Here is a 24,670-nt window from a genome sequence, read left to right as displayed (position 1 = left end):
CGCTCAGCCGCGCTGCGCCCGCACGACCAGCTCTCCCAGGGCGGTCGCCACGGCCGCCGGGTGCTCCACGGCAGACAGGTGCCCGACGCGCGGCACCACGACGAGCGCCGCGTCGCCGACCGCCGCCATGGCGCGCGCCTGCTCGACCGGCGACACGGTGTCCTCGTCGCCCACCACCACGGTGACGGGCCCGGAGAAGGTCCGCAGCACCTCGGTCCGATCGGGCCGGGCCGCCATCGCCCGCTGCGACCAGGCCAGCCCGCTCGGCACCTGGTCGCGCACCCAGTCGAGCACCTGCTCGCGAACCTGCGGCCGCGCGGTCCGGGTCGTCTCGCCGAGCAACCCGTCGACCGTGGGCAGCACCGCGTCGAGCGACCCGCTGGACTCCAGCTCGTCGGCCGCCGCGAGGCGCTTGGCCGCGGCCTCCGGGGTGTCCGCGACCGCCTTGGTGTCCACCAGGCCGAGCCCGGCCAGCAGGTCCGGGTGGCGCTCGGCCATCGCCAGCGCGACGTAGCCGCCCATCGACAGGCCCACGACGACGGCGCGGTCGACCCCCGCGTCCGACAGGAGGCGGGCCACCGCGTCGGCGGAGGCCTCGAGCGACGGCGCAGGCAGGTCGGCGACGTACCGCGGCGTGCCGGGAAGGTCGACGAGGTGCACGGCCGCCGGGCCGGCGACGAGCTGCGCGGCCGCGGTCCACATCCGTGAGTCGAGCGGCATCCCGTGCAGCAGCACGAGCGGCAGCGCCCCGGCGTCGGACCGGACCGTGGTCAGGCCTGCGATCGGTGTCACGAGTCCTCTCCCGTCAGGTCGGCGGTCGACTCCGCCTGGCTGCTCGGCCCCGACCAGGTCCGCGGCAGCGGCACGGGAACCTCCGGCGCGACGTGCGCGACGATCTCGTCGAGCACGCGGCGCACCTGGGACTCCCCCACCCACAGGTGCTTCGCACCGTCGACGGCCACCAGGTCGGCGTGCGGCACCCGCGCGAAGCGCTCACGCGCCTGCGGCGGGCGCAGGTAGTCGTCGTGCTCGGGCACCAGCACGACGAGCGGGCGGCCGAACGACGCCCAGGCGTCCAGGTCCTCGTCGCCCGCTCTGCTCAGGGGCGGCGACAGCAGGACGGCTCCCTCCACCACGGGGTCCCGCCCGTACCGCAGCGCGAGCTCGGTGCCGAACGACCACCCCACGAGCCAGATGTGCGGAAGGTCGTGGAACTCGGCCAGCTCGAGGGCGGCTGCGACGTCGAACCGCTCGGCGAGGCCTCCGTCGAACGAGCCCTGGCTGGTGCCGCGGGGGCTGGACGTGCCGCGCGTGTTGAACCGCAGCACGGCGAGACCCGCCAGGGCGGGCAGCCGCCACGCCGCCTTGCGCAGCACGTGCGAGTCCATGTACCCGCCGTGCGTCGGCAGCGGGTGCAGCGTGACCAGCGTGGCGCGCGGCGTCGTCGGACGGCCCTCCGCGTCCACCGGCAGGGCGAGCTCACCGACCAGCGTCAGGCCGTCCGCCGTGTGCAGCTCGACCTCCTCCCGGTGCGCGGGCAGGACGGTCAGGGAGCGGATCGGGGCACCGTGGGCGGTGGCGGCAGAGGTCTCGGACATCGTCTCGAGCCTAACCGGCGGCCGTGGTGGGCACGCAGGCGGCCGTCGGCCTGGGCATCCTCGGGCGCGGCGGCGTCAGGCGCGACGGCTGAGACGACGACGGCCTCGCGCGCGCCAGCACGCGGTGTGCCAGTGCCGACGACCTTCCACACCGTCACCGAGCAGGTCGTCCGTCCGCCACGCCACCACGTGGGGCGTCCCGGGCGCGACCACCTGGTCGCAGCCCGGGCACCGGTACTCCCGGGAGGAGCCGGCTACCGACTGCACGGTCCACTCGCCGTCGGATGCGCTCTCGGCCGTCCGCCCACCGGTGGCGCGGATCAGGTCCAGCTCCGGGTGGGCGGTCCCGTAGGGCCGTCTCGACGATCGACGGCTGCTCGGCATGCGCCCATCCTGTCCGATGCCCGCGGTTGCAAGCCCACCGCCCGGGCACTCAGAGCGTGGCGGCCACGTCCGCCGGCGGCACCGTGCCGGTGCGGACCAGCTCGGCGTACCAGCGTCCGGAGTCCTTGACCGTGCGCTCGAGCGTGTCGTAGTCGACGCGGACCACCCCGAAGCGGCGGTCGAACCCGTACGCCCACTCGAAGTTGTCCAGCAGCGACCAGACGAAGTAGCCGCGCACGTCCGCGCCGGCGTCCATCGCGGCACCCATCGCGTCGATGTGGTCGTGCAGGTAGGCGACCCGGTCGGCGTCGTGCACGCGCCCGTCCGCCGAGACCTCGTCGGCGAACGCCGCACCGTTCTCCGTGATGGCCAGCGGCTGGTCCGGGAACCGGTCGCGCAGCTCCAGGAGCAGGTCGACGAGGCCCTGCGGCTCGATGTTCCAGCCCATCGCGGTGTACGGCCCGGAGACCGGCAGCCACTCGACCTGGTCCGCCCCGACCCACGGGCTGTGCTCCGCAGCGCGGTGGCCGTCCGGACCGGGCTCCCCCGGCGTGACGGCCGCCGGCGCACCGGCACGGACGAGGCCCGTGGCGTAGTAGTTGACGCCCAGCAGGGGCAGCGGGACGCGGATCAGGTCCAGGTCCCCGTCCTGCACGAAGGACCAGTCGCTGATCGCGGCGGTGTCGGCGAACACCTGCTCCGGGTACGCGCCGAGCATCATCGGGCCGAGGAACACCTCGTTGGCGATCGTGTCGATGCGGTGCTTGGCGGCGACGTCCGCGGGGTCGTCCGAGGCCGCGCGCGTGACGTGCAGGTTCAGCGTCACCGAGACCGGGGTGTCCTCGCCGAGGACGGAGCGCACGGCGCGGGCCGCGAGACCGTGGCCCAGGTTGAGGTGGTGGACGGCGGCCAGCGCCTTGGCGTCGTCCGTCACCCCGGGGGCGTGCGCGCCGGACGCGTACCCGAGGAAGGCGGAGCACCACGGCTCGTTCAACGTGGTCCACAGCCGCACCCGGTCCCCGAGGACCTCGGCCATCCGGCGGGCGTAGTCGGCGAACCGGTAGGCGGTCTGACGGTTCGCCCAGCCGCCCTCGTCCTCCAGCGCCTGCGGCAGGTCCCAGTGGTACAGGGTCGCGACGGGCTGGATCCCCGCGTCGACCAGCCGGTCCACCAGGTCGGAGTAGAAGTCCAGACCCGCCTGGTTGAACTCGCCGGAACCGGTCGGCTGCACCCGTGGCCATGCGATCGAGAAGCGGTACGCCTGCAGGCCGAGCTCGCGCATGATCGCCACGTCCTGCGGCACGCGGTGGAAGTGGTCCACGGCGACGTCACCGGTGTCGCCGTTCAGCACCCGGCCCGGCGTGTGGCTGAAGGTGTCCCAGATCGACGGGCCGCGCCCACCCTCGTGCACGCCGCCCTCGATCTGGTACGAGGCCGTCGCGGACCCCCAGAGGAAGTCGGTGGGGAACTGCCGGCCGGACGGGCGCGTGGTCGCCATGGGAATCCTCGGTCGATCGCGGGAGGGGAAGGGCCGGTCGTCTGCGACCGGGGTCGAATCGATACGATACACCGCCCCGCGCGCCTTGCGGGAGCGCTTCCAAGGGTCCATCAGGAGGTCGCCGGGCCCGGGAGGTCCCGCCCGCGACGAGCGCCGTGCGGCACCAGCGCGACGGCGGTGTCGAGCAGTACCGCGACGCCGTCGTCCGCGTTCGACGGCAGCACCGTGTCGACGCTCCGCAGCACGGTCGGATGGGCGTTCGCGACGGCGAACGAGCGACCGGCCCACGCGAGCATCGGCAGGTCGTTCGGTGCGTCGCCCACCGCCCAGACGTCGCTCGCCTCGACCCCCTCCTCCGCCGCCCAGACGGCCAGCGTGCTGGCCTTGGTGACGGCCGGCGGCGACACCTCCGCCAGACCGGTGGCGCCCGAGTGGGACACCACGCCCGCGTCCCCGACCGCCGTGGACAACGCCCCCACGAAGGCGTCGAGGTCGATCGACGGCGCCGCGCGGACGAGCACCTTGATCGTGCGACCGTCCAGCGCCTGGGTGATGTCCGCGACCGACGGGCTGCCCTCGGGCACCGGGTGGCTCGAGCGGAACCCCACCTCCGCGGCGAACCCGGTGGTGCGTTCCAGCGCGAAGCTCACCGTCGGATCGGCACGGCGCACCCGGGCGACCACGTCGCGCACCACCTGGTCGTCGAACGTGTAGGCGTGCCGGACCGCCAACGTCGCCAGCTCGACGACGGCGGCTCCGTTGGCACAGATGGCCACGCCGCACCCGCCCAGCGCCGGGGCCAGGTCGCCGAGCCACCGCGGCGGCCGCGCCGTGACGGCGACCACCCGGACGCCGGCGCGGTCGCTGCGGGACAGGGCGTCCCGGGTCCTGGCCGAGAGACCGCCGTCGGGCCCGAGCAGCGTGCCGTCCAGATCGGTGGCGACCACCCGCGGCGCGCCCGTACCGGGCGGGACGACGTCCCCGCTCGGCGCGCGGCGGAGAGGTCCGGCCATCAGAACAGCCGTGAGCCCGCGTCGTCGACGCCACGCAGGGCGGCGTAGTCGAGCACGAGGCAGCCGATGCCGCGGTCGGTGGCGAGCACCCGCGCCTGTGGGCGGATCTCCTGCGCCGCGAACACCCCGCGGACGGGCGCGAGGAGCGGGTCCCGGTTGAGCAGCTCGAGGTACCGCGTCAGCTGCTCGACGCCGTCGATGTCGCCGCGACGCTTGATCTCCACGGCGACGGTCCCCCCGGCCGGGTCGCGCGCCAGGATGTCCACCGGTCCGATCGCCGTCGGGTACTCCCGCCGCACCAGCTGGTGGCCCGGCCCGAGCAGCGTGATCTGCTCCGCGAGCAGCTGCTGGAGGTGCGCCTCGACGCCGTCCTTCACCAGGCCCGGGTCCACACCGAGCTCGTGCGCCGAGTCGTGGTGCACCTCGAACAGCTCCACGACCAGGCGGTCGTCGGACTTCGCGTGCTGGACGGTCCACACCTCCTGCACGCCGAGCGCCGCGCGCTGCTCGTCGGGCACCGAGACCGTCAGCGTGCACGGTGGGCTCATCCAGTTCAGGGGCTTGTACGAACCGCCGTCCGCATGCACCAGCACCGACCCGTCCGCCTTGACCACCAGCAGGCGGGTGGCCTGCGGCAGGTGCGCGTCGAGCCGTCCGCTGTACGTGGCCGTGCACGACGCCACCACCAACCGCACCAGGACCTCCGGGCTTCTAGATGACCGAGGCGGAGCGAGTCGGCGTCGCCTCGATCCACGACGTCAGCCCGGCGTACGCCTCGGGGGACATCTGCAGGTACACCTCGATCGGCGACGAGGTCTCCCCGGCGACGCGGCAGCGCAGCTCCACGATGCGCGTGTGCCCGTCCGGCGACGGGACCGTCGTCCGGGACAGCACCGCGATCCGCGGCCGGCTCCAGACGTGGCGCGCCCGGGGCAGGATCGACGCGAGCCGCCACCAGTACAGGCGGCGCACGCCGTACTGCGCGATGCCCCGCGCCCACGGCCCCTCCGGCCGACGCGCGAGCGAGCAGGAGAACGAGCCGAGCCGGTGCGAGAGCGTCCGGGTCCGGGACAGCCAGAGACCGGACACCAGCACGACGAGCAGCAGGAGGGCGGCCAGCGCCAGGAGCGTGTCCGCCTCCAGCCCGCCCATCCTGCTCGCCCTCAGTTCCCGGCGGTGGTGGGCTCGGCGTTGTCGACGACGAGCGTCACCTGGTCCGAGTCGACGGACAGGAAGCCCCCGTCGACGTGCCACGCGAGCGGAGCACCGCCACGCTCCTCGCGCACCCGCACCTGACCGGCGCGCAGCAGCGACAGCACGGGCGTGTGACCCGGCAGGATGCCGATCTCGCCGTCCGCCGCCGGCGCGGTGACCTGGTGGGCCTGTCCGGACCACACCTTGCCCTCCGCGTCGACCAGGTCGACCTCGAGCTGTGCCACCGTGCCTCCCCTCAGACCCCGTAGTCCTTCTGGATCCGCGCCCAGTTCCGCTCGAGGTCCTCGAGGCCGCCGATGTTGAAGAAGGCCTGCTCGGCGATGTGGTCGAACTCGCCCTCGGCGATCTTCTTGAACGCCTCGACGGTCTCCGCCACCGGGACCGTCGAACCCGCTACGCCGGTGAACTTCTCCGCCATGTAGGTGTTCTGGGAGAGGAACTGCTGGATCCGCCGGGCACGCGCCACGACGGTCTTGTCCTCCTCGGACAGCTCGTCGACACCGAGGATCGCGATGATGTCCTGCAGCTCCTTGTTGCGCTGCAGGATCGACTTGACCTGCGTGGCCACCGCGTAGTGCTCGTGGCCGACGTACCGCGGGTCGAGGATGCGGCTGGTCGAGGCCAGCGGGTCCACGGCGGGGTACAGGCCGCGGCTGGCGATCTCACGGGACAGCTCGGTGGTCGCGTCCAGGTGGGCGAACGTCGTGGCCGGCGCCGGGTCGGTGTAGTCGTCGGCCGGCACGTAGATCGCCTGCAGCGAGGTGATCGAGTGGCCGCGGGTCGAGGTGATCCGCTCCTGGAGCAGGCCCATCTCGTCGGCCAGGTTGGGCTGGTACCCCACGGCGGACGGCATGCGGCCGAGCAGGGTGGACACCTCGGACCCGGCCTGCGTGAACCGGAAGATGTTGTCGATGAACAGCAGCACGTCCTGACGCTGCACGTCGCGGAAGTACTCCGCCATCGTCAGGGCGGACAGGGCGACGCGCAGACGCGTGCCCGGCGGCTCGTCCATCTGGCCGAAGACGAGCGCGGTCTTGTCGAAGACCCCCGCCTCTTCCATCTCGACGATCAGGTCGTTGCCCTCACGGGTGCGCTCGCCGACCCCGGCGAACACCGAGACACCGCCGTGGTCCTGGGCGACGCGCTGGATCATCTCCTGGATCAGGACCGTCTTGCCCACGCCGGCGCCGCCGAAGAGGCCGATCTTGCCGCCCTGGACGTACGGGGTGAGCAGGTCGATGACCTTGATGCCGGTCTCGAACATCGTGGTCTTCGACTCGAGCTGGTCGAAGGCCGGCGGCCGCCGGTGGATCGGCCAGCGCTCGGTGATCTCGAGCTTCTCGCCCGGCTCCAGGTCGAGCACGTCCCCGGTCACGTTGAACACGTGGCCGAGGGTCACGTCGCCCACCGGGACCGAGATCGGCGCACCGGTGTCCGTCACCTCGGCGCCGCGGACGAGCCCGTCGGTGGGCTTGAGCGCGATGGCGCGCACCAGGGAGTCACCCAGGTGCTGGGCGACCTCGAGGGTGAGGCTGTGCGAGCTCTCGCCCTCCCCCTGGCGGGACAGGTCGATGCTCACGGTGAGGGCGTTGTACAGCTCGGGGATCTGGTCCGGCGGGAACTCGATGTCCACGACGGGGCCGATCACCCGCGCGACACGACCCACGCCGGAGCTGCCCGTGGGGGTCGCCGTCGCGTCGACGGTGGTGGCGGTCATGTGCTGCCTCGCTTCGGTGTGTTCGGGTGGCTCAGGAGGCCGACGCGAGCGCGTCGGCGCCCGAGACGATCTCGCTGATCTCCTGCGTGATCTCGGCCTGGCGAGCCTGGTTCGCCAGCCGCGTGTACATGCGGATGAGGTCCTCCGCGTTGTCGGTCGCCGTCTTCATCGCGCGCTGTCGCGCCGCCAGCTCGGACGCCGCCGCCTGCAGCAGGCTGGCGTAGATCCGGCTGCGCACGTACCGCGGCAGCAGCGCGTCGAGCACCACGTCGGGGCTCGGCTCGAACTCGTAGAGCGGCAGGGCCTCGGCCTCGCCCGGCTCGACGACGCCCTCGACCACCTCGAGCGGGAGCAGCCGCAGCACGCGCGGGCGCTGCGTGACCATGTTGACGAACTGGGTGTAGACGATGTGCACCTCGGCGACACCGCCCTCGTCCGCGGGAGCGCGGAAGGCACCCAGCAGCGTGCCGGCGATGTCGTCGGCGATCTCCACCGTCGGCGCGTCCGAGCTGCCGGTCCAGCTGCTGACGACCTCACGCTGCCGGAACGTGTAGAAGGACAGCGCCCGGCGGCCCGTGACGTACAGGGCCACCTCCTTGCCCTCGTCCGTCAGCCGGTTGATCAGCCGCTCCGCCTCGCGGATCACCGACGCCGAGTAGGCGCCGGCCATGCCGCGGTCCGAGGCGACGACGAGCACGGCGGCCCGGTTGGTGTCCGTCCGCTCGACGAGGAACGGGTGCGACTGGGTCGAGTGCGTGGCCACGGCCGACACGGCCCGCGTGATGGCGCGGGAGTACGGCGTCGCCATGCTCACCCGGTCACGGGCACGGCCGATCCGGGACGCCGCGATCAGCTCCTGCGCCCGGAACATCTTCTTCAGCGACTGCGTGGACCGGATGCGCTGCCGGTAGACCCGCTGCGAACCCGCCATCCTCAGGCCCGCTTCTGCCGGACGATCTGCTCCTGGTCCACCTGGACCGGCTCGTCCTCGTCGGACTTCACCAGCGGGCTGCCGTCGAAGAGCATGAAGCCCTGCCGGAACTCGTCCACCGCGGCGGCCAGGGCCTGCTCGGTGGACTCCTCGAGCTTGCCGGTCGAGGCGATGGTGCTCAGCACCTCCGTCTTGCGCCGCAGGTGGTCCAGCAGCTCCGACTCGAAGCGCCGCACGTCCTCCAGGGGGACGTCGTCCAGCTTGCCCTTGGTGCCGGCCCAGATCGAGGCGACCTGGTCCTCCACCGGGTACGGGCTGTACTGGCCCTGCTTCAGCAGCTCCATCAGCCGCGCGCCACGGGTCAGCTGCGCCCGGCTGGCCGCGTCGAGGTCCGAGGCGAACATCGCGAACGCCTCGAGCGAGCGGTACTGCGCCAGGTCGAGCTTCAGCGTGCCGGACACCTGCTTCATCGCCTTGACCTGCGCGGCACCACCGACGCGGGACACGGAGATGCCGACGTCCACGGCGGGGCGCTGGTCGGCGTTGAAGAGGTCCGACTGCAGGAAGATCTGCCCGTCGGTGATGGAGATGACGTTGGTCGGGATGTACGCCGACACGTCGTTCGCCTTGGTCTCGATCACGGGCAGGCCCGTCATCGAACCGGCGCCGAGGTCGTCGGACAGCTTCGCGCAACGCTCGAGCAGGCGGGAGTGCAGGTAGAAGACGTCACCCGGGTAGGCCTCGCGGCCCGGCGGGCGGCGCAGCAGCAGGGAGACGGCACGGTAGGCCTCGGCCTGCTTGGACAGGTCGTCGAAGACGATGAGGACGTGCTTGCCCTGGTACATCCAGTGCTGGCCGATCGCCGAGCCGGTGTACGGGGCGAGGTACTTGAAGCCGGCGGGGTCGGACGCCGGGGCTGCCACGATGGTCGTGTACTCGAGCGCGCCGGCCTCCTCGAGCGCGCCGCGGACCGCGGCGATCGTGGAGCCCTTCTGGCCGATGGCGACGTAGATGCAGCGCACCTGCTGCTTCGGGTCACCGGTGGCCCAGGCCGACTTCTGGTTGATGATCGTGTCGATCGCGATCGCGGTCTTGCCCGTCTGGCGGTCACCGATGATCAGCTGACGCTGGCCACGGCCGATCGGGATCATCGAGTCGATGGCCTTCAGGCCGGTCTGCAGCGGCTCGTGCACGCTCTTGCGCTGCATGACGCCGGGCGCCTGCAGCTCCAGGGCGCGGCGTGTCTCCGTCTCCACGTCGCCGAGGCCGTCGATCGGCTTGCCGAGCGGGTCGACCACACGACCGAGGTAGCCGTCGCCCACGGGCACGGACAGCACCTCGCCGGTGCGCCGCACCTCCTGGCCCTCCTCGATGCCGGCGAACTCGCCGAGCACGACCACACCGATCTCGCGCACGTCGAGGTTCAGCGCCAGCCCGAGCGTGCCGTCCTCGAACCGCAGCAGCTCGTTCGCCATCGCGCCGGGCAGGCCCTCGACCTGCGCGATGCCGTCGGCGGTCAGCGTGACCCGCCCGACCTCCTCGGTCGCGGCCTGCTTCGGCTCGTACGACTTCACGAAGCTGTCCAGCGCGGCGCGGATCTCCTCCGGCCGGATCGTCAGCTCAGCCATGGTGTCTGTTCTCCTCGTGGGTCGCGCGCGTCGCGCGCGGGGTGCGTGGGCCCGGGACCGCCGGGCGGGGGCGAAGGGTCATCCGGCGAGCTGTCGGCGGGCGTCCGCCAGGCGGGCGAGCACGGTCGAGTCGATGACGTCCGGGCCGGACTGGACGCGCAGGCCGCCGATCACGCGGGGGTCCACCACGACGTCGAGCTCGACCTGCCGTCCGAGGGCCGTCGCGAGCAGCCCGGCGAGCCGGGTGCGCTGGGCGTCCGACAGCGGGGCCGCGACCGTCACGGTCGCGACGCGGTGGTGACGGCGCTCCGCGATGAGGTCCACGACGTCACCGAGCCAGGCGACGTACCTCCGACCGCGAGGGGCCGCGGCCGCACGGCGTGCGAGCAGCAGCGTCGTGGCGCCGACGTGCGACCCGAGCACCCGCTCGGCCAGGTCCGCACGGGCCTGGCCCGGCACCGACGGGTCGAACAGGGCGCGCCGCAGGTCCCGCTGCCCCGACAGGGCACCGATCACGGCGAACAGCTCCTGCTCCACCTGCTCCAGCGTGCCGGCCGACTGTGCCGCCGCGAGCACGGCGGAGGTGCCGAGGCGCTGCGCGGCGTCCGCGAGGTCGGCGTCGGCCGACCACCGAGAGCGGGCCAGGTCCTGCGCGACCGCGACCGTGCGGGGGTCGGCGGCGGCGAGCAGCCGCGCCGCCAGGGCGGCCTTGGCCTCCCCGGAGGCGGACGGGTCCGCCAGCACGCGGCGCAGGGACCCCGACGCGTCCAGCGCGTCGACCAGGGCGTAGAGCTCCTGGCCCAGGACGGTCGCCTGCTCCCCGGCCGCCTCGAGGACCGGCTCCCACCGGCCCTCGACCGCGTCCAGGGACGCCCGGCTCGTTCCCCGCATCAGGCCCCCTTGCCCTGGCCCGTCGCGACACCCGCGGCCTGGTCGGCCTCGAGGTCGTCGAGGAAGCGCTCCACGACACGGGACCGGCGGACCTCGTCGGCCAGGGACTCGCCGACGATCTTCTCCGCCAGCTGGGTGGCCAGCGCGCCGACGTCGGACCGGAGGGCGACCACGGCCTGCTGCCGCTCCGCCTCGACCTGGCGCTGCGCCGTCTCGAGGATGCGGGCGGCCTCGTCCTGCGCCTTGGTACGCAGGTCGGCGACGATCTGGGCACCCTCGGTGCGCGCGTCCTCCCGGATGCGCGCCGCCTCGGCGCGGGCGTCGGCCAGGTGCTGCTGGTACTGGCCGAGGACGGCCGCGGCCTCCTCCTGGGCGGACTCCGCCTTGGCCAGACCGCCCTCGATCTTCTCGGCCCGCTCGTCCAGCACCCGCTGGAACGCCGGCAGCACCCAGATGCGGAAGGGGACGGCGATGATGATGAGGACGACCAGCGACCACACGATGTCGAACGTGTGGGGGATCAGCAGGTTGACGCCGTCAGGCTCCTGCGTTGCGGCCGTCACGACGGCCGCGGCGAGCGCGGCCGTGCTCACTTGAAGAGGAACCCGGTGATCAGGCCGAGGAGGCCGAGCACCTCGACGAACCCGATACCGATGAACATGGTGGTGCGCAGCTGGCCGGAGACCTCGGGCTGACGGGCCATGCCCTCGATCGTCTTGCCGATGAGGATGCCGAGGCCGATGCCAGGGCCGATCACCGCGAGGCCGTAGCCGAGCGTGGCGAGGTTGCCCGAGACGGTGTCCGCCGCCGCCAGGATGGTGCTGGTGTCCACGGTTGGTCGTTCCTTCCTGTGGGTGCCGCAGGTGGCGGCACCGGGGTTGGCGGGGCCGAGGCCCCCGGGTGGTGCGTGTGCGTCAGTGCGTCGTCAGTGCTCCGCCTCGACCGACAGGCTGATGTAGACCGCCGTCAGCACGACGAAGATGTACGCCTGCAGCGCCGCGACGAAGACCTCGAAGGCCGTCAGCGCGAGGCTGGCCACCAGGGTCAGCGCGCCGAAGACCTTCAGCCCCGGTGCCGCCTCGACGACGAAGTACTGGGTGGCCGCGAAGCAGAGCGCGAGCATCAGGTGGCCGGAGACCATGTTGGCCATCAACCGGATCGCGAGCGTCGCGGGCCGGATGACCAGGACCTGCAGCAGCTCGATCGGCGTCAGCAGGATGTACATGAACCACGGGACGCCGGGCGGGAACAGGCTCGACTTCACGAAGCCGCCGAAGCCCTGGGCCTTGACGCCCGCCGAGAGGTACGTCACGTACGCCCAGACCGCCAGCAGCACCGGCAGGCCGATCAGCGACGTGCCGGCGATGTTGAGACCCGGGATCGCACCGGTCAGGTTGAAGGCGAGGATGCCGAAGAAGACGGTCGTCAGCATCGCCGCGTAGCGCCTGCCGCGCTCGCTGCCGAGGATCTCGTTCACGACGTTGACCCGGACGAAGTCGAGGATCATCTCGACCGCCGCCTGCGTGCGCCCCGGCACCAGCCGGGCGCGGCGCGCGACGACCACCATGAAGGTGACCAGCACCAGTGCGGCGATGAGCCGCACGAGCATGATCCGGTTGAACTCGAGCCAGGTGCCCTGGAACAGCACGGGCGCCGGGAAGAAGTCCGCGATCGAGGGCGGCTCGAAGCCGCCGGTCCCGCTCTGATCGGCGGCGAACGGCAGCATGGTCGCAAGGCTGGTCAGAGCAAGCTCCTGGTGGTCGTGAGGTCGAACGGGCGCCTTCCGCAGCGGTGCGGGCAGGCCATCGGCACCCCGGCCGTCATGGATGTTGGCAAGCCTAACCCATGGCCGAAGGTCCGTTGCGCAGGGTTCAGGAGGGTCACCGACGACCCCCGTCACCCGGTTCGACGTACGGTACGCGCCCCGTCGAGACCGCTCGGTAGTCGAGCAGGGCGGAGCCGATGGCACCGAGCGCGAGCACGCCCGCGAGCACCGGCGCCGAGTAGAAGTCCAGACCGCGCAGCAGCGCGAGAGCGACGATCACGACGAGCACCTTGGCCAGCCAGGTGCCCATCACCACCCCGGCCATCACCTGCGGTGCCGAGCGGGTGGTGCGCAGCATGGCGACGACCGTGGTGCCGGAGAACACGGCAGCCAGCCCCACGCCGATCAGCGCGCCCCAGACGCCCGGCAGGCCGGAGACGAGGGCTCCGACCACCACGCCGAGCACGGTGAGGGCGACGAGGAGCAGCACGGTGTCGCGCAGCGCGCGGCGGAAGACCGCGTCCGCGGCCGTCGGCTCCGCGGTCGGGGCCGCGGGGTCGGGGTCCGGCAGCGCGCCGTCGTCAGGTGCGGTCATCAGGGTGCCTCCGGGTGGGGGGTCGACCGGCCGCGCAGCGGGCCGAGGGTGAGGGCGACGGCGGCGAGCACGGCGATGCCGACGCCGATCAGGACGGTCGTCGTCGACCAGCGCACCAGGGCGGCGGCGCCGAACGCGAAGACACCGGTCCAGAGGTACATGATCGCGACCGCGCGGCGGTGCGAGTGCCCGAGCGCGAGCAGCCGGTGGTGCAGGTGCCGGCGGTCCGGGTGGAACGGCGACTTGCCCGCGCCCACCCGGCGGACCACGGCCAGCGCCATGTCCAGCAGCGGGAGGACGAGCACCGCGAGCGGCAGCAGCATCGGCAGGTAGGCCGGGAACGAGGCGCGCTGCGAGACCGACTGCGGGTCGATCTGCCCCGTGACGATGATCGCGGCGGCGGCCATGACGAACCCGAGCAGCATCGAGCCGGAGTCGCCCATGAAGATCCTGGCCGGGTACAGGTTGTGCGGCAGGAAACCGGCGCACATGCCGACCAGGACGGCGAGCACGAGGGTCGCCAGGCTCGCGTAGTCGCCGGGGTTGGAGCCCATCGTCAGCAGGTAGCTGTAGAGCAGGAAGGCGCTGCCGCCGATCGCGAGCACGCCCGCGGCCAGCCCGTCGAGGCCGTCGACGAAGTTGACCGCGTTCATCGCGACGACCACCGACAGCACCGTGACGAAGATCGAGATGCGGGTGGACCACGCCGTCACCCCGAACAGGGGCATCTGGTACAGCAGCACGCCCTGCCACGCCATGAAGCCGGCCGCGAGTACCTGGCCCATCAGCTTGGTCAGCCAGTCGAGGTCCCACACGTCGTCGGCCGCCCCGAGCAGCACCACGACCGTCGCGCCGCCCACGATCCCGATCAGCGGCCGAGGGTTGGCGTACACCGAGGCCAGGAACGGCAGCCGGCTGGCGACCAGGACGGCCACCAGCAGGCCGAGGTACATCGCCGTGCCGCCCAGCCGAGGCGTGGGGACGGCGTGCACGTCCCGGTCCCGCACCGCGGTGATCGCGTGCCAGCGCAGGGCGAGCCACCGGGACAGCGGCGTCATCAGGTACGTCACTGCCGCCGTCAGCACGAGGACGAGCAGGTAGACCCTCACCGGGCGGGGTCCTCCCGCGCGGGCTCGTCGACGTCCGCCACCTCGCGCAGCTGCTCGAGGCTGATCGAGCCGAGCCGGACGACCCGGAGGCGGTCCCCCGTCGCGTCCACGATGGTGGAGGGCACGGGACCGGGCGTCGGGCCGCCGTCGAGGAACACCGGCACGGCGTCCCCGAGCTGCTCGGCGGCCTCCTGCGCCGTCACCGCCGACGGCTGCCCGGTCAGGTTGGCGCTCGAGACGGCGAGCGGGCCCGTGCGCCGCAGCAGCGCGAGCGCCAGCGCGTGGTCCGGCACCCGCAGCGCGACGGTTCCGTGGGTCTCCCCCAGGTCCCAGGCGAGCGACGGTTGGGCGTGCACGATGATCGTCAGCGCGCCCGGCCAGAAGGCCTCCGCCAGCGCCCGGGCCGCCTCCGGCACGTCGCGGGCGAGACCGTCCAGCGTGCGCACGTCCGGCATGAGGACCGGCGGCGGCATCTGCCGGCCCCTGCCCTTGGCGTCCAGCAGGGCCTGCACGGCGGCCGGGGTGAACGCGTCCGCCCCCACGCCGTACACCGTGTCCGTCGGCAGCACCACGAGACCGCCGCGCGCCAGCGCGTTGACGGCCTCGTCGAGGGCCGGGCCCCACGCCACCGGGTCCGTCGCGTCCAGGATCTGCTCGCCGGTCACGGCCGCGAGTCTCCCACGTCGGGCCGGCGCCGCTCATCGAGATGGGCCGCGCCGGACGGCTCGGGCAGGCGGGTGCGGCGCGCGACGAGCATCCGTGGCCGGCCGGTCAGGTCGTCCTGCGTCCGGACGTCCGCGTAGAGCCCGGTCGCGGTCGCCGCGTCCCGCGCGGCCGCCGCCTGGACCTCGGCGTGCTCCATCACCAGCAGACCACCGGGCACCAGCAGCCGGCCACCCGCGCCCAGCACGGCGCGCGGCACGTCGAGGCCGTCGACCCCGCCGCCGTACAGGGCCAGGTCCGGGTCGTGGTCCCGCACCTCCGGGTCCACGGGCTCGGCGTCCGGTGGGATGTACGGCGGGTTGGCCACCAGGACGTGCACGCGGCCGGCCAGTCCGGGCAGCAGCGCGGGGTCCGCGACGTCGCCGTGCAGAGCGACCAGGTGCTCGGCACCGGCCACCGCGCCGTTGCGGGCGGTCAGTGCGACCGCCTGCTCGGAGAGGTCGACCGCGGTCACCCGGGCGGTCGGCACCTCGGTGGCCACCGCGACGGCGATCGCGCCGGACCCGCAGCACAGGTCGACGACGACCGGCTCGGTCCCGCCGGCCGCCACCCGGGCGGCCTCCTCGACGGCGACGCCGGCGACCACCTCCGTCTCGGGGCGGGGCACGAACACGCCGGGCTCCACCGTGAGCGTCAGGTACCGGAACCCGGTGCTACCGACCAGGTGCTGCAGCGGCTCGCGCCGCCTGCGACGCTCCACCAGCTCGGCGAACCGCGACGCGAAGTCGGCCGGCAGCTCGGGCGGCAGGACGAGGTCGACGCGGTCCCGGCCGAGCACGTGCGCCGCGAGCGCGAGCGCGTCGTGCCGCGGGGAGGCGACGCCGGCCTCGAGCAGCAGCCGCGTCGCGGCGTCGACGAAGGGGCGCAGCCCGGCGGCGCGGCCGGCGTCGGCTGCCCCGGCCGGACCGCCGTCGCGCGTCACGAGGTGGCGGCCGCGAGCCGGGCCGCCTCGTCCGCGTCGATCGCCGACTGCACCACGGGGCCCAGGTCGCCGTCGAGCACGGCATCGAGGTTGTACGCCTTGTAGCCCGTGCGGTGGTCGGCGATCCGGTTCTCGGGGAAGTTGTAGGTGCGGATGCGTTCCGACCGGTCGACCGTCCGGACCTGGGAGCGCCGGGCCTCCTGCGCCGCCGCTGCGACCTCCTCCTGACGCGCCGCGAGCAGCCGCGCGCGCAGCACGCGCATCCCCTGCTCCCGGTTCTGCAGCTGCGACTTCTCGTTCTGCATCGAGACGACGATGCCCGTGGGCAGGTGCGTGATCCGCACCGCCGAGTCGGTGGTGTTCACCGACTGCCCGCCGGGACCGGATGACCGGAACACGTCGATGCGCAGGTCGCCGGGGTCGATGTCGACCTCGGAGTCGTCGTCGGCCTCCGGCAGCACCAGGACTCCCGCCGCCGACGTGTGGATGCGGCCCTGCGACTCCGTCACCGGCACGCGCTGCACGCGGTGCACGCCGCCCTCGTACTTCAGGTGCGCCCAGACCCCGTCCTCCGGTGCGACGGTGCCGCGCGCCTTCACGGCGAGGTGCACGTCCTTGTACCCGCCGAGGCCGGACTCCGTCGCGTCGAGCACCTGCGTCGCCCACCCCTGCCGCTCCGCGTACCGCGAGTACATCCGCAGTAGGTCGGCGGCGAACAGCGCCGACTCCTCGCCCCCCTCCCCCGCCTTGATCTCCAGGATGACGTCGCGCGCGTCGTCGGGGTCCCGCGGTACGAGCACCCGCCGGAGCCGCTCGGCGGCCTCGTCGGCCGCGGTCTGCAGCGCCGGGAGCTCCGCCGCGAGCTCCGCGGCCTCGCCACCCTCGGCGAGCTCCACCAGCTCGGCGGCTGCGCGCGCGTCGTCGTCGGCGGCCCGCCACACCCGGTAGGCGCCGACCACCCGGCCCAGCTCGGCGTACCGGCGACCGAGCCGGCGCGCCTCCGCCGGGTCGCCGTGCACCGCCGGATCGGACAGCCGGGCCTCGATGGCCGCGTGCTCGTCGAGCACCGGCTGCAAGGCGTCGAACGACCCGCTCATGCGTGACCTCCCGGTCGACCGTTCACGCGGGGTCGCGGCGCACGACCCCGGACAGCACGACAGCGCCGGCGCCCGGGGCGGACGGCCCCGGGAGGGGCGGGTCCGCGCCGAGGCGCCGGCGCTGTCGAGGTGCTAGGCCTGCTTCTTGCCGTAGCGGGCCTCGAACCGGGCCACGCGGCCACCGGTGTCGAGGATCTTCTGCTTGCCCGTGTAGAACGGGTGGCAGGCGCTGCAGACGTCGGCGTGGATCTCACCCTTGGTCACGGTGGACCGGGTGACGAAGGTGTTGCCGCACGTGCACGTCACCGTGGTGGGCACGTACTGCGGGTGGATACCAGACTTCACGGGGATCTCCTGTTCGGGGATGTCTCCGGGTCCGGACGCAGGTGCTGCGCCGGTGAACCGGCAGACCGACAGACAATGATGCCAGAACCACGGACCGGCCCGAAATCATCCCGGCGGACCGGCCGTCGGCCGCCGGCGACCCCGCCTCCGTCCCCCACCTATCCTGGGCGGATGTCCGCCTCGCCCCCGTCCGACGAGGGGCGGCCGCTGACCATCGGTCTGCTGCTGGACGACGGGCTCGACCGTCCGGACGGTGTGCAGCAGTACGTGCTGGCGCTCGCCCGGCACCTGACGGCACGAGGGCACACCGTGCACCTGGTCGCCTCCACCACCCGTCGTACGGACCTGGAGAACCTCCACGTGCTGGGCCGTCACCTCGGTGTGCGCGTCAACGGCAACGTGGTCCGGACGCCCCTGCCGGCCTCGGCCGCCTCGGTGCGCCGACTGCTCGCGCAGGTGCCGTTCGACGTGCTGCACGTGCAGCTGCCGCACTCCCCCCTGCTGACCGGGCGGGTGGTGCGGCGGGCCGCTGCCGACGTGGCCGTGGTCGGGACGTTCCTGATCCTGCCGGACTCCCCCCGCGTTGCCCTGGCCACGCGGGCGCTCGGGCTGGCGGAGCGGCGCACGCTGCGGCGGTTCCACGAGGTGATCGCCCTGTCCGAGCCGGCCGGCGAGTTCGCCCAGCGGGCCTTCGGGGTGACGTCGACCGCGATCGGCATGCCGCTGGACCTGTCGGCGTTCCCCGCGGGACCCGTGCAGCCGACCGCCGGCCGGACCACCGAGATCGTGTTCCTCGGGCGGCTCGTGGAGCGCAAGGGCCCCCGGGAGCTGGTCGCGGCGCTGACGCTGATGGAGCACGAGCGGATGACGAGCCGGCCGTGGACCCTCACCCTGGCCGGCGGGGGGCCGCTGGTCGACGAGCTGCACCGTGCGGTGCGCACCGGCGGTCTGACGGAGCGGGTGCGCATGCCGGGGTTCGTGGCGGAGGAGGAGAAGGCGCAGCTGCTCGCCGGCGCCGGGCTCGTCGTCCTGCCCTCGACGGGCGGCGAGAGCTTCGGCATCTCGGTGGTCGAGGCGCTGGCCTGCGCCGGCGGCCCGGTGCTGGCGGGTGACAACGCCGGATACCGCACCACGATGGCGGGCGTCGAGGAGCAGCTGGTGGACGCGCGGGACATCCGTGCGCTCGCGCGCACCCTGGCACGCTGGGTCGACGCGGACGACGAGGATCGCGCCGCCGCCGTCCGGCGTCAGCGCGCGGCCGTGCACCGGTTCGACGCCGACCTGGTCATGGACCAGGTCGAGGCGGTGTACCGCCGGGCGGTGCGGGCGGCCGGGCGCTGACGCGGTGGCCGCCCGCACCGGTGGTCCGGTGCGGGCGGGACGGCGTCAGACGGTGCGGCCGATGGTGTCCTCGAGGATCGAGGGGCCACCGGGGGTCGTCTTCTGCACCTGCAGCAGGAACTCGACGTTCGACTTCGTCTCGCGCAGCTTGCCGAGCAGCAGCTCGATCGCCTGCTGCTGGTCGAGCGCTCCGAGCACGCGGCGCAGCTTGTAGACGATCTTCAGCTCGTCGGTGGACATGAGGATCTCCTCGCGGCGGGTGCCGGACGCGTTGACGTCCACCGCCGGGAAGATCCGCTTGTCCGCCAGCGACCGGGACAGCCGCAGCTCCATGTTCCCGGTGCCCTTGAACTCCTCGAAGATGATGTCGTCCATCTTCGAGCCCGTCTCCACGAGCGCGGACGCGACGATCGTCAGCGAGCCGCCGTTCTCGATGTTGCGCGCGGCGCCGAAGAACTTCTTCGGCGGGTAGAGCGCCGCCGCGTCGACACCGCCGGACAGGATGCGCCCGGAGGCCGGCGCCGCGAGGTTGTAGGCGCGGGACAGCCGGGTGATCGAGTCGAGCAGCACCACGACGTCCTGGCCCAGCTCGACCAGGCGCTTGGCCCGCTCGATCGCCAGCTCGGCGACGATCGTGTGGTCCGACGCGGGCCGGTCGAAGGTCGAGGCGATCACCTCGCCCTTCACCGTCCGCTCCATGTCGGTGACCTCCTCGGGGCGCTCGTCGACGAGCACGACCATGAGGTGGACCTCGGGGTTGTTCGCGGTGATCGAGTTGGCGATCTGCTGCATGATGATCGTCTTGCCCGCCTTGGGCGGCGCGACGATGAGGCCGCGCTGGCCCTTGCCGATGGGCGCGACGATGTCGATCACGCGGGGCGTCAGCCGGGTCGGCTCCGTCTCCAGGCGCAGGCGCTCCTGCGGGTACAGCGGCGTCAGCTTGCCGAACTCGGGCCGCTGGCGGGCCTGCTCCGGCGTCAGGCCGTTGACGGTGTCGAGCCGCACCAGCGCGTTGAACTTGTTCGGCCGGTTGCCCGCCGGCGGCAGCTCGCCCTCACGGGGCTGGCGGACGGCACCGGTGATCGCGTCACCGCGGCGCAGCCCGGCCTTCTTCACCTGGCCGAGGCTGACGTACACGTCGTGGGGACCCGGCAGGTAGCCGCTGGTCCGCACGAAGGCGTACGACTCGAGCACGTCGAGGATGCCCGCGACGGGCAGCAGCACGTCGTCCTCGGACAGCTCGACCTCGTTGTCCAGGCCGAGCACGTCCGGACCGTTGGGACCCCGGCCGCGGCCGCGCTTACGGTCCCGGTCGCGGTAGCGGTCCCGGGACCGACGACGACGGCCGTTGCCCTCGCCGTCGTCGCCGACGTCGGTGCGCTCGCCCTGCCCGACCGGGCCCTGCGTGCGCTCGACGCGCTGCTGACGGTCGCCGCGGACGAAGCCCTCGCGCTCGTAACGGAGGCGGTCCTGAGCCGGCCGCTCACCGCTCTGACGCTCCTCGTCGGGGCGGCCCGGACCCTCGGCCCCGGTCTCGGCGGTGGGCTCGGCGGCGCGCGGCTCCACGCGGTCCGCCTCGTCGGCACGGACGGGTGCACCGGCACCGCGACCGGCGCGGCGGCTGCGGCGCTCGGCGTTGACGCCGACCACGGCCTCGGCCGCACGGGCCGCCCGGTCCTCGCGGTCGTCCTGGTGCGCCGTCGTCCGGGCGTCGAGCGCTGCCTCGAGGCCCGCGAGCGCGTCCTGCGCGCCACGGACCGGGCGCGCCTCGTCGTCTCCGGAACCGAGGGGTGCGCGCACGGGCCGCGCCGCGCGCCGGGGCTGCCGCTCCGCCCGCTCGGTCGTCCGGACCGCGGTCTCGTCCGCGCGCTCGGGCAACGCGAGCGCTGCCGTGGTCTGGGGTGCGACGGACGGCTCGGCGGCCACCCGCTGCACCTCCCGCGGGCGGCTCTCCTGCGATGCCGGGCCCGCCGTGCCGCGTGCGGCGCCGATCGCCTGCACCAGCTCGCCCTTCCGCATCTTGGAGGTGCCCTTCACGCCGAGCTGGGCCGCCATGGCCTGCAGCTCCGGAAGCCGGAGGGCGGACAGCCCCCCGGAACGGGCGGTACCGCCGGAACTCGTCACGGCGGTGTCGATGGTGTCTGTCACGAAGGACCCTTCCCCCTCGTCGGGCCTCCCGACGCTCGTCGGGCCGGCCGTCGCCCGGTCCAGGACCGGGCGGTGGTGGAGCCGCACGGAAGACGTTCGACGACGTCAGCTCACGTGGGCGGGGCGTTCCCGTTCGTCGACTCGTGCCGAACGTGTGCGGGGTGCTGGTGCACCGGTCCAGGCGGTCCCGACCGTGCCGGGGCCGCGAAACCGTCGCTCCTGCGATGAGGACGAGGTCCGGGGAACGGCACGATGCTAGCACCGGCGGACGTCCCGACGGCCGCGCGTCGCTCGGCGTGGACGGCCGCGTCGGTGCTGGCAGCGGCCACGCCGGTCAGTGGAGCGGGGACCGCTCGACCACGGCCCCGCGCGGGTCCACCGGCAGGGGCAAGACCCGCCAGCCGGCCATCACGCCGCCGAACGCCGCCGCGATCGCCGCGTCCGCATCGGTACCGCCGTCCGCCGTGCGGCGCGCCAGCACCAGCACCGTGGGGCCCGCGCCGGACACCACGGCGGCGATCCCCTGCCGCCGCAGCGCCCCGACCAGCGCCAGCGAGTCCGGCATCACGGCGCGTCGGTACTCCTGGTGCAGCCGGTCCTCGGTGGCGGGCAGCAGCAGGTCCGGCCGACGGCCGAGCGCCTCGACCAGGAGCGCGGCACGGCCGGCCTCGAACGCGGCGTCGCCGTGCGGCACCTGGGCGGGCAGCACGCTGCGTGCGGTCCGCGTCGACAGGTGCTGCGGCGGCACCACGGCCACCGGTAGCACGTCGGGATGCACGGGCAGCCGGGCGGCCCGGACCCCTGAGTCGTCGGACCAGGCGACGGTCGCACCCCCGAGCAGTGCGGGAGCCGCGTTGTCCGGGTGTCCCTCCATCTGCGTCGCCAGGGCGAGGCAGGTGTCGTCGTCCAGCGCCTCGGGGTCGCTGATCAGGCCGCGCGCGGCCAGGACGCCGGCGACGACGGCGGCCGCGGACGACCCCAGGCCCCGCCCGTGCGGGATGCGGTTGCGGCACACCAGGTGCAGGCCCACCTGCGAGGCGCCGACGTGGTCCAGCGCCAGACGGACCGCCCGGACCACCAGGTGCTTCTCGTCGTCGGGCACCTGCCCGGCGCCCTCCCCGGACACCTCGACCGTGGCGCCCGGCGAGCCGACGGCGCGCACCTCCAGCTCGTCGTGCAGGGACAGCGCGACGCCGAGCGCGTCGAAGCCGGGACCGAGGTTCGCGCTCGTGGCGGGCACGCGGACGTGCACCCGGTCGGCGGCCAGACGCATCGCTCAGCCCAGGCCGAGGGCGTCGGCGATGGACACGACGTCCGCCGACACGCGAACGGGCTGCACGTCACCGCCGTCGGCCGTGCGCAGCGCCCACTGCGGGTCCTTCAGGCCGTGCCCGGTCACCGTGACGGTGATCCGCAGGCCGGCCGGGATACGACCCGCCTCCGACAGCGCCAGCAGGCCGGCGACGCCGGTGGCCGACGCGGGCTCGACGAACACGCCCTCCTGCGCGGACAGGAACCGGTGCGCGGCCAGGATCTGCTCGTCGGTCACCGACTCGATGAGACCGCCCGAGGTGTCCCGCGCGTCCTCGGCCTGCGCCCACGACGCGGGGTTGCCGATGCGGATGGCCGTGGCGATCGTCTCCGGGGCGTCCACCGGGTGGCCCAGCACGATCGGTGCGGCGCCGGCCGCCTGGAAGCCCCACATCGCCGGGGTGCGGCTCGCCACGGCCGGGAGGCCCGACCCGCCGTCGAGGCCCGCGTACTCGCGGTAGCCCTTCCAGTACGCGGTGATGTTGCCGGCGTTGCCGACGGGCAGCACGTGCACGTCCGGGGCGTCGCCGAGCGAGTCGACGATCTCGAAGGCCGCCGTCTTCTGGCCCTCGATGCGGTCGGGGTTGACCGAGTTCACCAGCTCGACCGGGTACGCCTCGGCGAGCTTGCGGGCCGCGACCAGGCAGTCGTCGAAGTTGCCGTCCACCTGCAGCAGCCGGGCGCCGTGGGCGACGGCCTGGCTCAGCTTGCCCATCGCGATCTTGCCGTCGGGCACCAGCACGGCGCAGACCATGCCCGCGCGCGCGGCGTAGGCCGCGGCCGAGGCGGACGTGTTGCCGGTGGACGCGCACACGACCGCCTTGGCGCCGCGGCCGGCCGCCGCCGAGATCGCGGTGGTCATGCCGCGGTCCTTGAAGGAGCCGGTCGGGTTCATGCCCTCGACCTTGAGGTGCACCTCCGCACCGATCCGGGCGGACAGCACGGGGGCCGGCACCAGCGGCGTACCGCCCTCGGCGAGGGTGACCACCTTCTGCTGGACGTGGGCGGGGAGGCGGTCGGCGTACTCGGCGATCACGCCGCGCCACTGGTGGGCCATCAGGCTCCCTCGACTCGCAGGACGGACAGCACGGCTCGCACCACGGCGAGCTCCGCGATGGCGGCGACGGTGGCGCGGAGGTTCGCCTCGGACGCGATGTGCGTGGTGATCACCAGGTGCGCGGCATCGCCGGCGGCGGGCGACTGGCGCACCGCCTCGATGGACACCTCGTGCTCGGCGAGGAGGGCGGCCACCTGGGCCAGCACACCCGGACGGTCCTCCACGTCCAGGCGCACCTGGTACCGGGCGCGGCCCGCACCGGCCGGCAGCACCGGGAGGTCCGCGTAGGACGACTCCACCGGACCCTTGCCACCGAGCACGCGGTGCCGCGCCACCGAGACGACGTCGCCGAGCACCGCGGAGGCGGTCGGGGCGCCGCCGGCACCACGGCCGAGGAACATCAGCTCCCCGGCGGCGTCGGACTCGACGAACACGGCGTTGAACGAGCCGCCGACCTTGGCCAGCGGATGCCCCTCCGGCACCAGCGACGGGTGCACCTGCACCAGGACGCCGTCCCGGCCGGTCTCCTCGTCGTGCACCCGCTCCGCGATGGCGAGCAGCTTGAGCACGTGGCCGGTGCGCGTCGCCCACGCCACGTCGTCCGCGGTCAGGGCCGTGATGCCCTCCCGGCCGACGTCGTCCAGCGAGACCCGCGTGTGGAACGCGAGCGAGGCGAGGATGGCGGCCTTCGCCGCGGCGTCGTACCCCTCGACGTCCGCCGTCGGGTCCGCCTCGGCGTAGCCGAGCGCCTGCGCCTCCTTGACCGCCATGTCGAGGTCGAGACCTTCGGCGGCCATCCGGTCGAGCACGTAGTTGGTGGTGCCGTTGACGATGCCGAGCACGCGCCGCACACCGTCGCCCGCGAGGGACTCGCGCACCGCGCGCACCACCGGGACGGCGCCGGCGACGGCCGCCTCGAAGTACAGGTCGACACCGGCCGCCTCCGCCGCCGCGTAGAGCGTCGGACCGTCCTGCGCGAGGAGCGCCTTGTTCGCGGTCACCACCGCGGCACCGTGGGAGATCGCCTCGAGGATCAGGCTGCGGGCGGGTTCGATGCCACCCATCAGCTCGACCACCACGTCCGCCCGGCGGACCAGGGACTGCGCGTCGGTGGTGAGGAGGGCGGGGTCCACGACGGGGTCACGCTCGGCGTCGAGGCTGCGGACGGCCACCCCGACGATCGTCAGCGGCGCCCCGATGCGCGCGGCCAGGTCGTCGGCCTGCTCGGTGAGCAGCCGGACCACCTGGGTGCCGACCACGCCGCAGCCGAGGACGGCCACGCGCAACGGTCCGGAGGTGGGCGCAGCGCTCACGGGTACCTCTCCTCGTGGGGGTGTCGGCGCATACGATACGGGCCGCCGTCGCGGCGGTGTCCGGGCCGA

26 protein-coding genes are annotated in these 24,670 nt (G+C 73.7%); 1 reads left to right on the top strand and 25 read right to left on the bottom strand.

The genetic code is table 11. From position 1 onward, the window contains the following. Window positions 1-3 precede the first annotated feature (3 nt). The 21 genes from ACFQTY_RS12100 to rpmE form a co-directional block, all read right to left on the bottom strand. Entirely contained in the window at window positions 4-792 is a 789-nt protein-coding gene (locus tag ACFQTY_RS12100; protein WP_378100688.1) for an alpha/beta fold hydrolase, read from the bottom strand. Continuing rightward, window positions 789-1,598 carry an alpha/beta hydrolase gene (locus tag ACFQTY_RS12095; RefSeq protein ID WP_378100685.1) on the bottom strand — a complete coding sequence of 270 codons (810 nt, stop codon included), beginning with the start codon at window positions 1,596-1,598 and terminating at the stop codon, window positions 789-791. The genes ACFQTY_RS12100 and ACFQTY_RS12095 overlap by 4 nt, the downstream gene beginning before the upstream one ends. 75 nt (window positions 1,599-1,673) lie before the next feature. After that, on the bottom strand, window positions 1,674-1,982 hold the full coding sequence (locus ACFQTY_RS12090; RefSeq protein WP_378100683.1) for a hypothetical protein: 309 nt from the start codon (window positions 1,980-1,982) through the stop codon (window positions 1,674-1,676). Between the two features lie 49 nt (window positions 1,983-2,031). Then, complete coding sequence (locus tag ACFQTY_RS12085; RefSeq protein WP_378100681.1) at window positions 2,032-3,480, bottom strand: GH1 family beta-glucosidase; 1,449 nt, start codon at window positions 3,478-3,480, stop codon at window positions 2,032-2,034. 110 nt (window positions 3,481-3,590) lie between these two features. Next, a complete protein-coding gene (locus ACFQTY_RS12080; protein WP_378100679.1) occupies window positions 3,591-4,493 on the bottom strand; it encodes an HAD family hydrolase in 903 nt (300 codons plus the stop codon). Next, window positions 4,493-5,188: an endonuclease NucS gene (nucS, locus tag ACFQTY_RS12075; protein WP_378100677.1), complete on the bottom strand. Its 696-nt coding sequence runs from the start codon at window positions 5,186-5,188 to the stop codon at window positions 4,493-4,495. The genes ACFQTY_RS12080 and nucS overlap by 1 nt, the downstream gene beginning before the upstream one ends. Before the next feature lie 16 nt (window positions 5,189-5,204). Then, window positions 5,205-5,645 (bottom strand): DUF2550 family protein, encoded by a 441-nt coding sequence (locus tag ACFQTY_RS12070; RefSeq protein WP_378100675.1) that lies wholly within the window; start codon window positions 5,643-5,645, stop codon window positions 5,205-5,207. Between the two features lie 11 nt (window positions 5,646-5,656). After that, on the bottom strand, window positions 5,657-5,932 hold the full coding sequence (locus tag ACFQTY_RS12065; protein ID WP_378100673.1) for a F0F1 ATP synthase subunit epsilon: 276 nt from the start codon (window positions 5,930-5,932) through the stop codon (window positions 5,657-5,659). Window positions 5,933-5,943: 11 nt separating this feature from the next. Further along, window positions 5,944-7,425: a F0F1 ATP synthase subunit beta gene (gene atpD / locus ACFQTY_RS12060; protein ID WP_291763062.1), complete on the bottom strand. Its 1,482-nt coding sequence runs from the start codon at window positions 7,423-7,425 to the stop codon at window positions 5,944-5,946. Window positions 7,426-7,456: 31 nt separating this feature from the next. Then, a complete protein-coding gene (locus tag ACFQTY_RS12055; protein WP_291763064.1) occupies window positions 7,457-8,356 on the bottom strand; it encodes a F0F1 ATP synthase subunit gamma in 900 nt (299 codons plus the stop codon). Window positions 8,357-8,358: 2 nt separating this feature from the next. Then, on the bottom strand, window positions 8,359-9,984 hold the full coding sequence (gene atpA / locus ACFQTY_RS12050) for a F0F1 ATP synthase subunit alpha (protein ID WP_378100670.1): 1,626 nt from the start codon (window positions 9,982-9,984) through the stop codon (window positions 8,359-8,361). Window positions 9,985-10,062: 78 nt separating this feature from the next. Continuing rightward, a complete protein-coding gene (locus tag ACFQTY_RS12045; protein ID WP_378100668.1) occupies window positions 10,063-10,875 on the bottom strand; it encodes a F0F1 ATP synthase subunit delta in 813 nt (270 codons plus the stop codon). Further along, window positions 10,875-11,468 (bottom strand): F0F1 ATP synthase subunit B, encoded by a 594-nt coding sequence (locus ACFQTY_RS12040; RefSeq protein WP_378100666.1) that lies wholly within the window; start codon window positions 11,466-11,468, stop codon window positions 10,875-10,877. The genes ACFQTY_RS12045 and ACFQTY_RS12040 overlap by 1 nt, the downstream gene beginning before the upstream one ends. Then, the gene (atpE, locus tag ACFQTY_RS12035) at window positions 11,465-11,707 is read right to left on the bottom strand and encodes an ATP synthase F0 subunit C (protein WP_291763071.1); all 243 of its coding nucleotides are present in this window, start codon (window positions 11,705-11,707) and stop codon (window positions 11,465-11,467) included. The genes ACFQTY_RS12040 and atpE overlap by 4 nt, the downstream gene beginning before the upstream one ends. A gap of 93 nt (window positions 11,708-11,800) precedes the next feature. Beyond that, window positions 11,801-12,601 (bottom strand): F0F1 ATP synthase subunit A, encoded by an 801-nt coding sequence (gene atpB / locus ACFQTY_RS12030; RefSeq protein WP_291763073.1) that lies wholly within the window; start codon window positions 12,599-12,601, stop codon window positions 11,801-11,803. Between the two features lie 154 nt (window positions 12,602-12,755). Next, window positions 12,756-13,235, bottom strand: coding sequence for a hypothetical protein (locus tag ACFQTY_RS12025; protein ID WP_378100663.1), 480 nt, complete (start codon window positions 13,233-13,235; stop codon window positions 12,756-12,758). After that, entirely contained in the window at window positions 13,235-14,344 is a 1,110-nt protein-coding gene (locus ACFQTY_RS12020; protein WP_291763077.1) for an MraY family glycosyltransferase, read from the bottom strand. Before ACFQTY_RS12020 ends, ACFQTY_RS12025 begins: the two co-directional genes overlap by 1 nt. Further along, complete coding sequence (locus ACFQTY_RS12015) at window positions 14,341-15,009, bottom strand: L-threonylcarbamoyladenylate synthase (protein WP_378100661.1); 669 nt, start codon at window positions 15,007-15,009, stop codon at window positions 14,341-14,343. Before ACFQTY_RS12015 ends, ACFQTY_RS12020 begins: the two co-directional genes overlap by 4 nt. After that, window positions 15,006-15,989 carry a peptide chain release factor N(5)-glutamine methyltransferase gene (gene prmC / locus ACFQTY_RS12010; protein WP_378100659.1) on the bottom strand — a complete coding sequence of 328 codons (984 nt, stop codon included), beginning with the start codon at window positions 15,987-15,989 and terminating at the stop codon, window positions 15,006-15,008. The genes ACFQTY_RS12015 and prmC overlap by 4 nt, the downstream gene beginning before the upstream one ends. Beyond that, window positions 15,986-17,086 carry a peptide chain release factor 1 gene (prfA, locus tag ACFQTY_RS12005; RefSeq protein ID WP_378100657.1) on the bottom strand — a complete coding sequence of 367 codons (1,101 nt, stop codon included), beginning with the start codon at window positions 17,084-17,086 and terminating at the stop codon, window positions 15,986-15,988. Before prfA ends, prmC begins: the two co-directional genes overlap by 4 nt. 132 nt (window positions 17,087-17,218) lie before the next feature. Then, complete coding sequence (rpmE, locus tag ACFQTY_RS12000) at window positions 17,219-17,431, bottom strand: 50S ribosomal protein L31 (protein WP_378100655.1); 213 nt, start codon at window positions 17,429-17,431, stop codon at window positions 17,219-17,221. A 171-nt stretch (window positions 17,432-17,602) separates the two neighbouring features. Here rpmE and ACFQTY_RS11995 point away from each other — a divergent pair, with 171 nt between their 5' ends. Further along, the gene (locus ACFQTY_RS11995) at window positions 17,603-18,772 is read left to right on the top strand and encodes a glycosyltransferase family 4 protein (protein WP_378100653.1); all 1,170 of its coding nucleotides are present in this window, start codon (window positions 17,603-17,605) and stop codon (window positions 18,770-18,772) included. A gap of 45 nt (window positions 18,773-18,817) precedes the next feature. Here ACFQTY_RS11995 and rho read toward each other — a convergent pair whose 3' ends face one another. From rho to ACFQTY_RS11975, 4 genes are all read right to left on the bottom strand, one after another. Continuing rightward, window positions 18,818-20,920: a transcription termination factor Rho gene (rho, locus tag ACFQTY_RS11990; protein WP_378100651.1), complete on the bottom strand. Its 2,103-nt coding sequence runs from the start codon at window positions 20,918-20,920 to the stop codon at window positions 18,818-18,820. A 334-nt stretch (window positions 20,921-21,254) separates the two neighbouring features. Further along, window positions 21,255-22,193, bottom strand: coding sequence for a homoserine kinase (thrB, locus tag ACFQTY_RS11985; protein ID WP_378100649.1), 939 nt, complete (start codon window positions 22,191-22,193; stop codon window positions 21,255-21,257). A gap of 3 nt (window positions 22,194-22,196) precedes the next feature. Beyond that, complete coding sequence (thrC, locus tag ACFQTY_RS11980) at window positions 22,197-23,288, bottom strand: threonine synthase (protein ID WP_378100647.1); 1,092 nt, start codon at window positions 23,286-23,288, stop codon at window positions 22,197-22,199. Then, complete coding sequence (locus ACFQTY_RS11975; protein WP_378100644.1) at window positions 23,288-24,601, bottom strand: homoserine dehydrogenase; 1,314 nt, start codon at window positions 24,599-24,601, stop codon at window positions 23,288-23,290. The genes thrC and ACFQTY_RS11975 overlap by 1 nt, the downstream gene beginning before the upstream one ends. Window positions 24,602-24,670 lie beyond the last annotated feature (69 nt).

It is taken from the genome of Cellulomonas sp. T2.31MG-18 (assembly GCF_964266755.1).
GTDB lineage: Bacteria > Actinomycetota > Actinomycetes > Actinomycetales > Cellulomonadaceae > Cellulomonas.
The sequence above is the reverse complement of the archived record's forward strand: the minus strand, read 5'-3'. Positions and strand labels throughout refer to the sequence as shown.